We start from the raw sequence: 14,712 nt of genomic DNA, 5'->3' as shown, positions 1-14,712 counted from the left end.
AAGGATTAAAGACATGAAAATTTTCTGGTTTATCCCGACACATGGCGACAGCCGCTACTTAGGTACCAGTAAAGGTGCACGCCAGGTCGATCATGCCTACATGAAGCAGATTGCGGTTGCGGTCGATAATCTTGGTTATGAAGGCGTGTTAATCCCGACTGGCCGTTCATGTGAAGATCCGTGGTTAACCGCAGCCAGCCTGATTGATGCGACTAAAAAACTGAAATTCCTCGTCGCGCTGCGTCCAGGTGTTACCACGCCTGCCCTGACTGCACGTATGGCTGCAACCTTTGACCGTCTGTCTGGTGGCCGTGTATTGCTGAACCTGGTGACGGGTGGTGATGAGCAAGAATTAAAAGGTGACGGCGTTTATGAAGATCATGCAACACGCTACAAGACTGCAGCTGAATACACGACGATCTGGCGTGAAATCCTGACCCGTTCACATACCGGCGAAAGCTTCACTTTCCATGGTGAACGCTTAAGTGTAGATGATGCCAAACTTCTTTATCCACCAATTCAAAAACCATATCCGCCACTCTGGTTCGGTGGTTCTTCAGATGCAGCCGTTGAACTGGCCACTGATCAGGTCGACACTTACCTGACTTGGGGTGAGCCGCCTGCAGCAGTGAAAGAAAAAATTGAAAATGTCCGTGCCAAAGCTGAAGCGAAAGGTCGCAAGCTAAGCTACGGTATCCGTCTGCATGTGATTGTGCGTGAAACCAATGAAGAAGCATGGAGAGCAGCAGACGAGCTCATCCAGTATGTGGATGATGCCACCATTGCTGCTGCACAAGCGAAATTCAAGCAAATGGACTCTGTCGGCCAACGTCGTATGGCTGAGCTGCACAATGGTGACCGTAGCAAACTCGAAGTGTCTCCAAACCTGTGGGCAGGTGTAGGTCTGGTACGTGGTGGTGCAGGTACAGCATTGGTCGGCGATCCAGAAACTGTCGCAGCACGCATTCAGGAATATGCTGATCTAGGTATCGATACCTTCATTTTCTCAGGCTACCCACATCTGGAAGAATCCATCCGTTTTGCGGAACTGGTATTCCCCTTACTTCCACTTGAAACTCAACAAAAACTGGCTCAGCCAAACCTGACTGGTCCATTCGGTGAGATTGTGGCAAATAACTACACTCCAGATGAGAACAAGAAGGCTGAGAGTGTTCAGGAGCCAGCTTAATGTCGAAAGTCGTTTCAGTTGAAACCCTTGCAGAGAAGAAGGTTTCACGTGGAACACAGCTTGGGCAGCGTTTGCTGCCCTGGTTAGTTCCTGTCGGATTAATTCTACTCTGGCAAATCGCATCGAGTACCGGTTTGCTGGAAAGCCGCATTTTGCCTGCACCGAGTGCAGTAGTCATCGCATTCTGGAATTTGCTGCTCAGTGGTGAGCTGTGGACGCATGTCAAAGTCAGTGCTGGTCGTGCCCTAAGTGGGTTATTGGTGGGTGGTGGTCTAGGGCTAATTTTGGGTCTACTCAATGGTTCATCCAAAACGGCTTCTACCCTGCTGGATACTACCTTGCAGATGATCCGTAACATCCCGGCTTTGGCCTTGATTCCACTGGTGATTCTCTGGTTCGGAATTGATGAATCAGCCAAGCTGTTTCTGGTCGCGATTGGTGTGTTTTTCCCAATCTACATCAATACCTATCATGGGATTCGTTCAGTCGATCCCCAGCTGATTGAAATGGGTAAAAGCTATGGCCTGACTCGCTGGCAGCTTTATAAAGAAATCATCCTGCCAGGGGCAATGCCTTCAATTCTGGTCGGCCTACGTTTTTCACTTGGTCTGGTCTGGGTACTGCTGATTGTGGCTGAAACGATTTCTGCCCAGTCCGGTATCGGTTATATGACCATGAACGCGCGTGAATTCCTGCAAACCGATGTCGTACTGGTGGGTATTTTACTGTATGCCCTGCTCGGTAAACTGGCAGATGTCCTGGCCGTGACCTTAGAACGATTCCTGCTGCGCTGGCATGCTGGTGGCTATCAAAAATAATTGAAAAAATATTGAGGAGCATGTGATGACTGATCTCAGCTTAGGGCGTCTTGCCAATGATCCGACTGCAGTGCAGGAGCCTGCTGCAACCGATATCAATCCCAATGCAGTTGCCGGTGCCGAAATCATTATTGAACAGCTGCACAAGTTCTATGGCTCGGTGAAGGTACTGGAAGATCTGGACCTGCATATTCAGCCGGGTGAATTTCTGGCGATTGTTGGACGTAGTGGCTGTGGTAAAAGTACCCTGCTTCGTCTGATTGCAGATTTAGAAAAACAGAGCTATGGCGAAATTAAATTCAAGTCTGCACGTCATATCCGTGAAGGCATCACCGCTGATGATATCCGCGTGATGTTCCAGGATCCGCGTTTATTGCCATGGCGCAGCATCGAACAGAACGTGCAACTCGGCTTACCCAAAGACCAGCATGGCAATGCTTCACAAATGCTAGAGAAAGTCGGCTTAAAAGAAAAAGCTGGGCTTTGGCCTTCACAACTATCTGGTGGTCAGCGTCAACGTACAGCTCTGGCACGTGCCTTGTCACATAAGCCACGTATTTTACTGCTGGATGAACCACTCGGTGCGCTGGATGCCCTGACCCGTCTGGATATGCAGAACCTGATTGAAAAATTATGGACTGAACAGGGCTTTACTTCGATTCTGGTCACCCACGACGTGAGTGAGGCCGTACAGCTGGCAGACCGGATTATCCTGCTGGATAAAGGCCATATTACCAAAGAGTTCAAAGTTGATCTGCCACGTCCGCGACAAAAGAATGTGAAATTCGCCGAACTTGAACAACAGGTCCTGAATGCGGTTCTGGCAACCTGAAATGTGAGGGAATCTGGAATAACTGTTTATTCTGGATTCCTTATTTCGAATCAAGAAAATATCTGTCTCACTGATTATTTATTCAGCAATTGGCAAAATTTCAACTTCATTCATTAATTTTATTTTAACTTTATGATGCTTTAAGGTAATAATTAGTACTTAAAAAATCATCAACCTTTTCAAAAGCTTGGTTTTTAATTCTTGCGCCTTAAACCGATACTAATTGTATCTTTAATCTAAAGAATAAATCATCATTATTCATAAAATTAGCACCTGACTTGATGCACAAATCTGATGATTTGACGTACAATTAAAAATTCCCTTTTTTAATTGTTTTTAATATTTGCTGATGGAACAAAAAAAGAGTACTCAAAAACGCAACCAGCTGCTGAATGCTGCACTCGATGTTTTTTCCCTATACGGTTTTAATGGGGCGAGTTTAGATGAGATCGCGCAAATTGCAGAAATGCATAAGTCGAATATTTTCTATTATTATGAAAATAAAGAGGCGCTCTATGTAGAGGTTTTAACGACCGTTCTACAAAAATGGCTGGCACCTTTACAAATGCTAGAAGCTGATCTTGAGCCTGAAGAAGCGATTACCAATTATTTGATGCAAAAAATTGAAGTATCGCGTACCCAGCCTAAAGCTTCACGCTTATTCGCTCTGGAAGTGATTCAGGGTGCGCCGCACATTTTAGAAATCTTAAAAGGTCCATTGAAAAAACTGGTCAAGCGTAAAGCCAAAGTGATTTCAAACTGGCAGGAACAAGGCAAGATTTCTAAAGATATCGATCCTGAACTGCTGATTCTGAATATCTGGGCCGTGACCCAGAACTATGCAGATTTCGCAACCCAGATGGAAATGGTAACAGGCAAGACCTTGCGTAACCGCAGCATGCAACAACGGATTATCCAGCATACTGTACATATGATGCTGTACGGCGTACTTCCGCGTACACAAGAAAAATAGGTCAACGCAAAAATTATTTGGCATACGGCCATAAATTTTATGGTCGCCGACCCCTTCTCTCACCCTTTATTATTATTTTAACGTTTGATATAAATTCAATAATTTCTGCGCACCTAGCAGCAGATTCTCTTCCCAGTCCAAATGAGCACTATCATCTGCACCGTCAGTAATATATTTAACTGAAATCAGGCGCACATCCAATTTTCTGCATACCTTGGCCAGCGCATAGCCTTCCATATCCACCAGCTGACAAGCCACTTTTGGTAAGCCTGTTTCAAAGCTATCCCCTGTTCCACAAACCCCTTTCGGTAAATGGGCAAAGAACGGTTCCAGATCAATTGCGCCTGGCAAATGATCATCCATCGGGGTAATACCAACTTCAAATCCTAGTGGTGAAACATCCATATCACGTTGCACAAAACGCTTAACTTCAACCAGTTCATGCGCCTTGAAATGGGAACTGCCTGCGGTGCCCAGATTAATCAGGGTCTTACAGCGAGTTTTCTGAATCACTTCAAAAGCCTTAAAAGCAGCATTCACCTTGCCGATGCCACTATAGTGGACTTCTACACCTTCTGCTTCGAACAAACCTTTGGATTCACTGGCCAATGCCATGATGAGTGCCGAATCTGACATGCAAACTACTCGATACTGAGAAAACCGTGACATTAGAAAGCAAAATCCAGGCAATGAAAAGCGGGTTTTTAGATTTCTGTTTTGCAGATCTTTCACTTAAATAACCGCAGAAGATTCTTGGATGGCACACTTTCTTCTTGATGGGTTTCGTGATTTTTCAATAATTTTTTTGCATAAAAACACAACAACAAGACGAATCGTTGAGATTATGGCAATATATAGCCTTTCCTATTTTTCAATTCCCTGATTTCGCCTATGCAGCTGCTCCGTCTCAATGCTTTAGCGTCACATTCTGAATTGCCAAAAACCGCCGTTACGATTGGTAATTTTGACGGCGTGCATCTGGGTCATCAGGCCATGATCAAACAGTTAAAAGCTGTTGCAGAAGCTGAGCAACTAAAAACTGTTGTGATGATTTTCGAGCCACAACCGCTTGAATTTTTTAAAGGTTATGAAGCACCGCCGCGTATTTCCTCTTTGCGTGAAAAGGTGGAATACTTAAGCGAACTGGGTGTGGACTATATTGCGGTCGCCAAGTTTGATCATCATTTTCGTAGCCTGAGTGCCGAAGCCTTTGCCGACATTCTGAAAGATAAACTGAATGCAGCGCATCTGGTTTTGGGGGATGATTTTCACTTTGGTAAAAACCGTCAAGGTAATAGTGAATTCCTGCGAGACTACGGATTTAAGGTTACCAACCTGCATACCATTGCCTTGGATGGTGAACGGGTCAGTTCTACCCGCATCCGTCAGACTCTGCAAGCGGGTGACCTGGCTCTGGCAGCCAAATTACTGGGACGTCCTTATAGTATTACCGGCCGGGTGCAATACGGCGACCAGATTGGCCGTACCATTGATTTCCCGACCATTAATGTCCGGTTAAACCGGCATAGACCCTGTCTGCAGGGTATTTATGGGGTTGAAGTCGTCTGTGAAACCGGATCACTCAGCGCCAAGGTTCAGCAAGAAAATCCTGAACAGCCGGGTATTGCCGGCTATGATCAGGGCAGCCTGTTTGGTGCCGGTCATGTAGGTACCCGCCCTGCGATCAAACAGACTCATCCGGAATGGCGATTAGAAGTACATTTTCCTGATGTTTCTGCTAATCTGTATGGCCTGTTAATGCGGGTAACCTTCTTGAATTATCTGCATGGCGAAAAAGATTATCCTTCGCTTGAAGCGTTAAAGGCCGGAATTGATGATGATGTTGAGAAACTGCTTGAGTTTCGTCGAAAACACCCCACATTTCCCTTTTAATGTCCCGTATTTTTATTGTAAAACGTGTCAGTCTAATGACTGATTAAATTGGAAGACAACTTGCATGAGCGATAAGCAAACTCCTGAAAATGCAGTGGATTATAAAGCCACGCTGAACCTCCCAGGTACTGACTTTGCAATGAAAGCAAATCTGGCAGTACGTGAAGCGAAATGGTTAGAAGAGTGGTATGCCGATGACATTTATCAGCAGATTCGTGCATCGCGAATTGGCAAGAAAAAATACGTGCTTCATGATGGCCCTCCATATGCCAATGGCCAGATTCACTTAGGTCATGCAGTCAACAAGGTACTTAAAGACATCATCATTAAAAGCCGCATCATGGACGGCTTTGATGCGCCTTATGTGCCAGGCTGGGATTGTCACGGTCTTCCAATTGAACTGAAAGTTGAAGAAAAAGTCGGTAAGGTCGGCGTTAAAGTGGATGCGCCTACTTTCCGTAAAGCTTGCCGCGAATATGCATTGAGTCAGGTGGAGCTACAGAAAAAAGACTTCATCCGTATGGGCGTGTTTGGTGACTGGAGCAATCCTTACCTCACCATGAACTTCAAGCAGGAAGCCAACATCGTGCGTTCACTCGGTGAAATCGCGAAAAATGGCCATATCCAGCCAGGTCTTAAACCGGTGAACTGGTGTCTGGACTGTGGTTCAGCACTGGCTGAAGCTGAAGTTGAATATGAAGATAAAAAGTCAGACGCGATTGACGTGGGTTTCACCGTGGTTGATCTGGCGGATCTGTCTGCACGTTTAGGTGTTGAAGTTAAAGACTCAACCGATATCGTGATCTGGACGACTACGCCTTGGACCCTGCCTGCGAATCAGGCGGTTGCTCTGCACGCTGAAATTGAATACCAATTGGTTGTTGCACGTGGTGAAGATAAAGCGGCGCAAAACTTTATCCTGGCCAAAGATCTGGTTGAATCTGCGACTGAACGTTATGGTTTTAATGCGGTTGAAGTGATTGCCGATTTTGCCGGTGCAAAACTTGAGAATCTGGTACTACAACATCCTTTAATCGCTGAGCGTCAAGTGCCAGTGATTCTGGGTGAACACGTTATTGCAACCAGCGGTACCGGTGCTGTACATACTGCGCCTGGCCATGGTGTGGACGACTATAAAGTTGGTCTGCTGTATAACCTGAAAGTAGATAATCCAGTGGGCGGTAATGGTGTGTATTTACCGACTTCACCACTATTTGCAGGCGAACATATTTACAAGGCCAATCCACAAATTATTGCGGCACTTGGCGAAGCTAACAAGTTATGGGCACATAAGCCTATCAAGCATAGCTACCCGCACTGCTGGCGTCATAAAACTCCGATTATCTTCCGTGCGACCCCACAATGGTTCATCAGCATGGATGAAAAAGGTCTGCGTCAGGGCGCATTGAATGCCATTGAAAATGACATCAGCTTTGTACCGGATTGGGGTAAAAACCGTATTCAGGCGATGATCGAAGGCCGTCCGGACTGGTGTATCTCACGTCAACGTACCTGGGGCGTGCCAATCCCATTCTTCGTGCATAAAGACACCAATGAACTGCACCCGCGTACACCTGAACTGATCGAAGAAGTCGCGAAACTGATCGAACAGGAAGGTATTGATGCCTGGTATAACCGTGAAGCCAAAGACTTCATTGGTGATGATGCTGAGCAGTACAACGCGGTTCGCGATACCTTAGACGTATGGTTTGACTCTGGTACAACCCACTATGCAGTGCTGCGTGACCGTGAAGAATTGACCGATCCGGCTGATCTGTATCTTGAAGGTTCTGACCAACACCGTGGCTGGTTCCAGTCTTCATTATTGACCTCTATGGCAATCAATCAACGTGCGCCATATAAAGGTCTGCTGACTCACGGTTTCGTGGTTGATGAGAAAGGTCGCAAGATGTCGAAATCGCTGGGTAATATTATTACTCCGCAAGACATTATCAAGAACATGGGTGCAGACGGCCTGCGTTTCTGGATCGCTTCAGCAGATTACCGTTATGAAATGACCGCAGGTAAAGAAATTTTTAACCGTGCATCAGATGGTTACCGTCGTATCCGTAATACCCTGCGTTTCTTGCTGGCGAATTTGAATGGCTTCAATCCGGAAACTGATGCACTACCTGTAGATCAACTGATTGCACTGGATCAATACATCCTGCAACGCGCGAATGATGTACAGGAAACCATCAAGAAAGCATATGAAGATATGAACTTCCATATCGTGACCAATGCCTTGACCAATTTCTGTATTAACGACCTCGGTGGTTTCTACTTAGACATCATCAAAGACCGTCAGTACACCACTAAAGCAGATTCACAGGCACGTCATTCTGCGCAAACTGCGCTGTATCATCTGGTACAAGCCTTTGTTCGCTGGATGGCACCAATCCTGAGCTTCACCGCTCAAGAAGCATGGCCACTAATTCCAGGTCAAAGCGAGAAATATGTGTTCACTGCTGAATGGTACGATATTCCAGTTTCAGCACAGGCAAACCTGTTGTCTGAAGCAGACTGGCAAACCCTGATTACAGTGAAATCTGCGGTGAACAAGCACATTGAAAATGCGCGTAACGAGAAACTGGTGGGTTCAAACCTGTCTGCCAAAGTTGAGCTGTGGGCCAATGATGAACTGAAAGCTGTTCTAGACCGTCTGGGTGATGAGCTGCGTTTCGTTCTGATCACTTCTCAGGTGATCGTGAATCCGTTTGATGCTGCTCAAGGCAATGATGCTGAACTTGAAGGTCTACGCGTGAAAGTATCTGCGGCAGATGGCGAGAAATGTGTACGCTGCTGGCATGTACTTCCTGATGTGAATACACATGCCTCACATCCAGGACTATGTGGTCGTTGTATCATTAACCTCCCGAGCGGCCAAGGTGAAGAGAGAAAATATGCCTAACCCACAGCAGAAAAAGGGTCTGTTCCAGTTCTATCCTCACAATTTGTGGTGGATTGGACTGGCTATTCTGGCGATCATTCTAGATCAATGGACCAAATGGATTGCGGTAACACATCTGGAATATGCAGATCCGGTGCCCGTCCTGCCCTTTTTAAATTGGACACTGTTACATAACTATGGCGCTGCCTTTAGTTTCTTGTCCGATGCCGGTGGCTGGCAACGTTATTTCTTTACCTTACTTGCAGGTTTAGTGTCTGTGGTTTTCGTGTTCTGGCTGATGCGTATGCCAAAGAGCATGAAAGTCTTGCCACTAGCAGTTGCCCTGATTCTGGGGGGGGCTATTGGTAATCTGATTGATCGCATTTCTTTGGGTTATGTGGTTGACTTTATTCATGTCTATTATCAGAACAGCCACTTCCCTGCTTTTAATATTGCGGATAGTGCCATTACTTTAGGTACGATTCTGCTGCTGATTGATACGTTTTTCCTGGAAAAACACCGAATTCAACGTGCACAGGCGCAACATGACTGATTTTATTAATCCTAACGAGGAAACTCGTGTTGAAGACGGCTCTAAAGTCGAGCTTCATTTTTCTGTCGCGATCGAAAGTGGCGTAGAAATTGACAATACCCGTAGCCGTGAAGAACCGGTAAGTCTGACTATTGGTGATGGCAACCTATTACCAGGTTTTGAAAAAGCCTTAATGGGCTTGCGTGCCGGTGACCGTCGTACTGTCAGCCTTCCACCCGAAGAAGCTTTTGGTCCGTGGAATCCTGAAAATGTTCAAAAATTTGATACGGTGAAATTTGGCGAACGTCCGATCGAAGGTCACATGATCGAGTTTGAAGACAAGGCCAAATCGACTTTGTATGGCGTAGTAAGATCCGTAAATGATGATATTACCGAAGTGGACTTTAATCATCCTCTTGCAGGTAAAAATATCACCTTTGAAGTCGAAATCTTCAAAGTCACTCCGGCTGGCCAGCAAGGCGTGAAGCTGATGTAATATCAGCTAATCACATGATTTAAAACAGCTCCTTCGGGAGCTTTTTTAGTTTCTAGATACAAATCCTCTCTAGTCTCTATTAATAAATCTGATTAATTTAATTTGATGAGAATACGATAAGAAAGGGAAAGATATGAAAATTTATATTGTGGTTGGCAGTGTGCGTGAAGGACGTACAGCAATTAAGGTCGCACATTGGGTACTACAGGAAATTAAAAAATATGGTTTTAGCACGCTTGAAACCGAACTTGTCGACTTAAAAGAATGGGACCTTCCGCTTTTTGCTGGTTCTCATCCCCCATTGACTGGTATTTATGATCAGCCGAAACAGCAGGAATGGGCCGACTTTATTGCTCTTGCGGATGCATTTATTTTTATCAGTCCTGAATATAACCATGGCTATAGCCCGGCATTAAAGAATGCCCTGGATTATCTGGCCAAGGAATGGCAAGGCAAACCGGCAGCTTATATCGGTTATGGTGTCACCAACGGCTCACGTTCCATTGACCAGATCCGCCAGGTCGGCACTCAGCTCGGTATGGTGGATACCAATGCGATTGTAGAGCTGCGGGACATTTTTAGTCGCAATAAAGACTACAGCTTTGAAGGGAATGAATTCGACAATAAAACACTCAGAGATGTCGTGGATAAGCTGATCCAGTATGTCAGTGCCTGAGGACGACAGCGATGTGCGCTTTAGCCTACAGGCAGCGCAGAATTTGTCGGCTATTCCCATTTTCAGTTCAAGGCTATAGTTTCATTCATAGACAGACAGGAAGTCTGCAAAGCGATACAACAACAATAAAAAGCGCAGAGTAACAGGACGTTGACAGGTCAGACAGGAGTCAGATCTGAGAAGCAAATCCAGAAAAGCCTCAACAGGATGTTGGGGCTTTTTTGTATTTAAAATCTGGTATTTTTCTAAAAAGGTCAGATCTCTACATTAAAGCCTAAATTGACATCACAGGCTGCTTGTCCGCCTCGGATTCCCCAGTTTTCCAATGGACTTTCTCACAGATGAATCAGGATATGATCAGGCGGAATGCCCAGTTTTCCCAAGCTTTCTACACAATCTGCTGATACAGTTTGCGCTTGGTCTCCAGACTCCGGCCAGCGAAGCAGTCAATACTGATCTAGGTAAAATATTCAGGCTGGGTCAGATGAGTCATATACTGAAAACGATGGGCTTCATGTACCACCAGCCGGATATTACGGTCATAGTCAGGCAGCTGAAACGCATTTTTCACACATTGAAATACGCTGTCGAGTAACTGCTCTTCATCAGCCTGGGAATACTGCTGCCGGACTTCAATTTGAACGGTAGGCATGTGCTTCTTCTTTTTATTATTTTATTGAATTCTTTTAGATATTTTTTATTGAATAGAGAGATGAGCTTTAATAAGGTCTTCTATCTCTACCATATCGCAAAATTATCCTGAGAACTCTGGAATTAATTGGATAAATATTTTCAAGTGAGCTTGTCGCCTCTGGCCTACAGCAGATGCAGTCAATGCCTCTACTCGGTCTTTCTGACTCAGGCTATATTGAGTGCATACCAAGACAGGAAGCCTTGCAAAAACAAGAATAAAACATCGGCAGGATGCTGATCGATACCGGAGGATAGGTATCTGAGCTAAATTTGAAAAGGCCCTCACAGGAGTTGGGGCCTTTTTCTTTCATTCTGATATTAACTATTTAGCTTTTTACTGAGATGCGATCATATTAAGCAACTTGGCTTTTGGACCATCTTCAATCACCCAGAGTGAGCCATCTTTGGCCTGAATCGCACCACGAATCCGCTCTTTCATATCCAGTCGCTGTATTTCTTTAACAGGGCTTTGAGTAGTATCAATTACAATCATTGCCTGAGAAGAAAGACCTGTAGCTATAGCTTTATTTTTCCATTGAGGAAAGCTATTGCCAGTATAGAACAGCAAGTCTGAAGGAGAAATTACTGGAGTCCAATCTAGTGCTGGTGCTTCGAACTCTGGTCGGGTGCTGTGATCCGGAATCGGCTTGCCATCATAATGATCTCCATTGGAGACGATCGGATAGCCATAATTTTTGCCTTTCATCACTTTATTCAGCTCATCACCGCCTTTAGGACCCATTTCAATCACCCAAAGTTGCCCTTGTGGATCAAATGCCAAACCGAGAGGATTACGGTGCCCCAGACTCCAGACCTGCTTGGCAATTTCACCCTGATTCATAAATGGATTATCGGAAGGAATTGAACCATCATCATTCAGACGAATAATCTTGCCGGCATTGGAGTTTATGTCTTGAGCTGGATTAAATTGCTGACGTTCACCCGAACTGATCCAGAGTTTGTTATCTGAGCCAAAGATAATCCGGTGCCCATAATGGCCCTGACCGGAAGAAAATTTCGGTACCTGAGTCCAGATTTTTTTGATCTGAGTGAGCTGTGGCGTGCTCTTGGTGAGATCTAACTTGCCACGAACCACGACTGCACCATAACCACCCTGCCCCTGTTCAGCATAACTGAGATATACCCACTGATTCTTGGCAAAGTCAGGATGGAGTACGACATCGCCTAAGCCCCCTTGTCCACCATAGGCCACTTGAGGAATACCCTGAACAGTTTGAGTGCTACGATTGGCTGGATTAAATAATTTTAATTTTCCTGATCTTTCGGTAATCAGTAAACGTTGATCTGGCAGCTCAGTCAGTGCCCATGGCTCATTCAACTGCGTAAATTCTTCAACTTTATAGGCTTGCTGTGTGGTTTTGACAGCGGATTGTCCAGCTGGGGATGCTGAAGTCTTGTCTTGGGCACAGGCAGTCAGGCTATAGGAACCTAAGCCTAATAATAAAATTGCTGCAATTTGAGTTTGTTTCATTGTTATTTTTCATGCTAATTTCATTCAGATAAGTACCAATTTAGCATTCCAGACAGCGGCTAAAATAATAAAAAAGTAAAGGAATCGTAAGCGGATATAACATAATCTCAATAAGATAGCTGATGTATTGATTAGATTTTTTATTATTTAATATAGGCTGAATCACGAAGAATTTTCGCCTGATACAACCGCTGATCTGCTGTTTTCAGTAAACGGTCAACATTTTTATAGATATGCTCTGCATCCATAATCGCTGCCCCAACACTGATACTGATCCAGGTCTTGTCATCCCCACGATTGGCATGTTCCAAATTGAGCTGACGAATGACCTCACAAAGTTGCTCGGCAAAAGCTTCGGCTTCCTGCGAGGAAATATCTGCCAGTAAAACCGCAAATTCCTCTCCACCATAGCGGGCCAGAAAGCCATTTTCAGGCAATATTTGCTGAATAGTTTGAACCAGTGTTTTTAAAATATAGTCACCTTTGAGATGGCCATAATAGTCATTATAGTTTTTAAAATAATCTACGTCGATCATATAAACAGCCAGCGAAGTCTGATTTGCGATTGTATATTCATATTGCTGCTGAAGCTGTTCATTTAAGGTAAAGCGATTATAGGCACCTGTCAGCGAATCCAGCCTCACCTGCTGCGCGAGTTTCTCATTAAGCAGAGTAATATCACGTGTACGGTCCTGAACCTTCTGATCAAGTTCTTTATTCAGGCGCAAAAGCTGCTTGTTTAACAACTCGGTATTAATACTTTGCACCGCATAATCACGGCTGAGCTGAAAGGTAATTAAAATAAAACAGGCACAAGAGGTATAAAATGCAATTTCAACTGAATCTATCACCTTTAAAGCAAGTAAATAGTCATGCAGAAAGGTCAGGCAGACTAGCACCACCGCAATAGATTGATCTTGGAATAACGCACATGCGATTTATGCATGCGGTAAGCGCCATAAAGCAGATTAATAAAGACCAGTACTGCAATACTAAAGCTCTGGAAAAAGAAACTCTGGAAGATATAAGGCAGCGTAAACAGGGTCACAGCTACATTGATACTAATTAGCAAAGCTGTGATTTTTAATAAATAAGGATTTAACAGTCGATACGGCAATAAATAGATATAAATCAGGAAGAACAGAGTCGCCAATTCAGTCAGTAAATACTCAAATCGTGTGCCCCATACCCAGGAAATATTCGTGAATAAAGTATAAATAAATGGAACTGCAAAGAAGCTACGCAGGCTCAAGCACAGAATAAATAACCCTAGAAACAGCAGCAAATTACCTGCTTGCGTTTTAAGGCTGCGAAATACTGCAAAGAACACCATAAAGCAGCCAATCATCAGCAGAACGCCACTGATCACACTTAAAGGAATCACCTGATCATAAAACTTATCCAGAATAGGCTGATTAAAGCCAATAAACATGCTGTTTTCCAGCCCGCCACGGATATGGTGATAACTTGAAGCCTGAATGGTAATCGTCACTTCCCGCTGTGAGGGAAAGAAGCCAGCTTTGGCGCCATCATGGTCTGATGCTGACCGTGTATGCCTACCTGCCCTACTTCTATCAGGAGATGATCATCAACATACAGGCGATAAGCCCCATACTGGTATGGTACGTAAACATAAACCGCATGATTAATGGCTGATTCAGGCAGCCTGAAGGTTTTTTGAAAAGTTCCAATATAGTCTTTATGACCTGTTAAGGTCAGGAAAGAATTAGGTAAATGAACTTTTTCAACAGCCAGAGTCTGATTAGAGGAAGTTAACTGAGATGGTCACTGCCCAGAAGTGGGATCAATCAGCTGATTGGGGTAGAAATCCCATTCTCCATCGAGTTTGACATACTGATGATGATCAAAATTTAATTCTGTTACAGCGTATAGCTGTGGAGAAATCAAACTGAGCCATATCAACACAAATGTGTTTATGAGAATCTGCTGCATATGACTCAGAGAATAAAAAATATTTACACGAGTAGTATAACATTTTACAGCTGATCAGAGATTATACAGCTGTAAAAAATTAGTCGTTAAAGAGAGAAAAGTGATTATATAAATATAAAAAAGCCCCCTGCGTGAGCAGAGGGCTTTTGGAATAATGAGCTGGCGATGACTTACTCTCACATGGGAGACCCCACACTACCATCAGCGCTAAGAGGTTTCACTTCTGAGTTCGGGAAGGGATCAGGTGGTTCACTCTTGCTATGGTCGCCAGCACA

The 14,712-nt window shown here is 44.5% G+C and carries 14 protein-coding genes, 1 rRNA gene and 1 pseudogene; 10 read left to right on the top strand and 6 right to left on the bottom strand.

Going from position 1 to position 14,712, the window contains the following annotated elements; translation table 11 throughout:
* Window positions 1–13 precede the first annotated feature (13 nt).
* The 4 genes from ssuD (at window position 14) to FTV12_RS09600 (ending at window position 3,812) form a co-directional block, all read left to right on the top strand.
* Window positions 14–1,189, top strand: coding sequence for an FMNH2-dependent alkanesulfonate monooxygenase (gene ssuD, locus FTV12_RS09615; RefSeq protein WP_034705202.1), 1,176 nt, complete (start codon window positions 14–16; stop codon window positions 1,187–1,189).
* The gene (gene ssuC, locus FTV12_RS09610; protein ID WP_180033927.1) at window positions 1,189–2,007 is read left to right on the top strand and encodes an aliphatic sulfonate ABC transporter permease SsuC; all 819 of its coding nucleotides are present in this window, start codon (window positions 1,189–1,191) and stop codon (window positions 2,005–2,007) included. The genes ssuD and ssuC overlap by 1 nt, the downstream gene beginning before the upstream one ends.
* A gap of 25 nt (window positions 2,008–2,032) precedes the next feature.
* On the top strand, window positions 2,033–2,839 hold the full coding sequence (locus FTV12_RS09605) for an ABC transporter ATP-binding protein (protein WP_180033926.1): 807 nt from the start codon (window positions 2,033–2,035) through the stop codon (window positions 2,837–2,839).
* A 349-nt stretch (window positions 2,840–3,188) separates the two neighbouring features.
* Window positions 3,189–3,812 (top strand): TetR/AcrR family transcriptional regulator, encoded by a 624-nt coding sequence (locus tag FTV12_RS09600; RefSeq protein ID WP_005232857.1) that lies wholly within the window; start codon window positions 3,189–3,191, stop codon window positions 3,810–3,812.
* A gap of 72 nt (window positions 3,813–3,884) precedes the next feature.
* Here FTV12_RS09600 and FTV12_RS09595 read toward each other — a convergent pair whose 3' ends face one another.
* On the bottom strand, window positions 3,885–4,448 hold the full coding sequence (locus tag FTV12_RS09595; RefSeq protein ID WP_125278875.1) for a 5'-nucleosidase: 564 nt from the start codon (window positions 4,446–4,448) through the stop codon (window positions 3,885–3,887).
* A gap of 255 nt (window positions 4,449–4,703) precedes the next feature.
* Here FTV12_RS09595 and ribF point away from each other — a divergent pair, with 255 nt between their 5' ends.
* From ribF to FTV12_RS09570, 5 genes are all read left to right on the top strand, one after another.
* Complete coding sequence (gene ribF / locus FTV12_RS09590; protein ID WP_034705207.1) at window positions 4,704–5,705, top strand: bifunctional riboflavin kinase/FAD synthetase; 1,002 nt, start codon at window positions 4,704–4,706, stop codon at window positions 5,703–5,705.
* A gap of 64 nt (window positions 5,706–5,769) precedes the next feature.
* Window positions 5,770–8,616 (top strand): isoleucine--tRNA ligase, encoded by a 2,847-nt coding sequence (gene ileS, locus FTV12_RS09585; RefSeq protein ID WP_180025302.1) that lies wholly within the window; start codon window positions 5,770–5,772, stop codon window positions 8,614–8,616.
* Window positions 8,609–9,148 carry a signal peptidase II gene (lspA, locus tag FTV12_RS09580; RefSeq protein ID WP_180033925.1) on the top strand — a complete coding sequence of 180 codons (540 nt, stop codon included), beginning with the start codon at window positions 8,609–8,611 and terminating at the stop codon, window positions 9,146–9,148. The genes ileS and lspA overlap by 8 nt, the downstream gene beginning before the upstream one ends.
* Window positions 9,141–9,623 carry a peptidylprolyl isomerase gene (locus tag FTV12_RS09575; protein ID WP_125278879.1) on the top strand — a complete coding sequence of 161 codons (483 nt, stop codon included), beginning with the start codon at window positions 9,141–9,143 and terminating at the stop codon, window positions 9,621–9,623. Before lspA ends, FTV12_RS09575 begins: the two co-directional genes overlap by 8 nt.
* Before the next feature lie 133 nt (window positions 9,624–9,756).
* On the top strand, window positions 9,757–10,299 hold the full coding sequence (locus FTV12_RS09570) for an NADPH-dependent FMN reductase (protein WP_005232867.1): 543 nt from the start codon (window positions 9,757–9,759) through the stop codon (window positions 10,297–10,299).
* A gap of 254 nt (window positions 10,300–10,553) precedes the next feature.
* On the opposite strand, the pseudogene FTV12_RS16545 reads toward FTV12_RS09570, so the two are convergent.
* The 4 genes and pseudogenes from FTV12_RS16545 to FTV12_RS09550 form a co-directional block, all read right to left on the bottom strand.
* Window positions 10,554–10,951: pseudogene (locus tag FTV12_RS16545) on the bottom strand (tautomerase family protein).
* Window positions 10,952–11,326: 375 nt separating this feature from the next.
* Window positions 11,327–12,484, bottom strand: a complete 1,158-nt coding sequence (locus FTV12_RS09560; RefSeq protein WP_180033923.1) for a PQQ-dependent sugar dehydrogenase — start codon at window positions 12,482–12,484, stop codon at window positions 11,327–11,329.
* A gap of 143 nt (window positions 12,485–12,627) precedes the next feature.
* Entirely contained in the window at window positions 12,628–13,386 is a 759-nt protein-coding gene (locus FTV12_RS09555; RefSeq protein ID WP_180033922.1) for a GGDEF domain-containing protein, read from the bottom strand.
* Entirely contained in the window at window positions 13,377–13,976 is a 600-nt protein-coding gene (locus tag FTV12_RS09550) for a hypothetical protein (protein WP_180033921.1), read from the bottom strand. Before FTV12_RS09550 ends, FTV12_RS09555 begins: the two co-directional genes overlap by 10 nt.
* On the opposite strand from FTV12_RS09550, the gene FTV12_RS09545 reads away from it, so the two are divergent.
* On the top strand, window positions 13,963–14,133 hold the full coding sequence (locus tag FTV12_RS09545; RefSeq protein WP_180033920.1) for a hypothetical protein: 171 nt from the start codon (window positions 13,963–13,965) through the stop codon (window positions 14,131–14,133). The two genes, FTV12_RS09550 and FTV12_RS09545, sit on opposite strands and share 14 nt — an antisense overlap.
* A gap of 461 nt (window positions 14,134–14,594) precedes the next feature.
* Here the strand turns inward: FTV12_RS09545 and rrf are convergent.
* Window positions 14,595–14,709: ribosomal RNA gene (gene rrf / locus FTV12_RS09540) — 5S ribosomal RNA — on the bottom strand.
* Between the last annotated feature and the right edge of the window lie 3 nt (window positions 14,710–14,712).

Origin of the sequence: Acinetobacter sp. YH12233, from assembly GCF_013417725.1 — a bacterium.
In the GTDB taxonomy this organism is placed as follows: domain Bacteria; phylum Pseudomonadota; class Gammaproteobacteria; order Pseudomonadales; family Moraxellaceae; genus Acinetobacter.
The sequence above is the reverse complement of the archived record's forward strand: the minus strand, read 5'-3'. Positions and strand labels throughout refer to the sequence as shown.

What these genes read in the sequence shown, in the direction of transcription:
- FTV12_RS09545 (WP_180033920.1), top strand. Translation starts at nt 13,963, where the DNA reads ATGGTAATCGTCACTTCCCGCTGTGAGGGAAAGAAGCCAGCTTTGGCG.
- FTV12_RS09595 (WP_125278875.1), bottom strand. Translation starts at nt 4,448, where the DNA reads ATGTCAGATTCGGCACTCATCATGGCATTGGCCAGTGAATCCAAAGGT.
- FTV12_RS09605 (WP_180033926.1), top strand. Translation starts at nt 2,033, where the DNA reads ATGACTGATCTCAGCTTAGGGCGTCTTGCCAATGATCCGACTGCAGTG.
- FTV12_RS09560 (WP_180033923.1), bottom strand. Translation starts at nt 12,484, where the DNA reads ATGAAACAAACTCAAATTGCAGCAATTTTATTATTAGGCTTAGGTTCC.
- ssuC (WP_180033927.1), top strand. Translation starts at nt 1,189, where the DNA reads ATGTCGAAAGTCGTTTCAGTTGAAACCCTTGCAGAGAAGAAGGTTTCA.
- FTV12_RS09570 (WP_005232867.1), top strand. Translation starts at nt 9,757, where the DNA reads ATGAAAATTTATATTGTGGTTGGCAGTGTGCGTGAAGGACGTACAGCA.
- FTV12_RS09575 (WP_125278879.1), top strand. Translation starts at nt 9,141, where the DNA reads ATGACTGATTTTATTAATCCTAACGAGGAAACTCGTGTTGAAGACGGC.
- ssuD (WP_034705202.1), top strand. Translation starts at nt 14, where the DNA reads ATGAAAATTTTCTGGTTTATCCCGACACATGGCGACAGCCGCTACTTA.
- FTV12_RS09600 (WP_005232857.1), top strand. Translation starts at nt 3,189, where the DNA reads ATGGAACAAAAAAAGAGTACTCAAAAACGCAACCAGCTGCTGAATGCT.
- ribF (WP_034705207.1), top strand. Translation starts at nt 4,704, where the DNA reads ATGCAGCTGCTCCGTCTCAATGCTTTAGCGTCACATTCTGAATTGCCA.
- ileS (WP_180025302.1), top strand. Translation starts at nt 5,770, where the DNA reads ATGAGCGATAAGCAAACTCCTGAAAATGCAGTGGATTATAAAGCCACG.
- lspA (WP_180033925.1), top strand. Translation starts at nt 8,609, where the DNA reads ATGCCTAACCCACAGCAGAAAAAGGGTCTGTTCCAGTTCTATCCTCAC.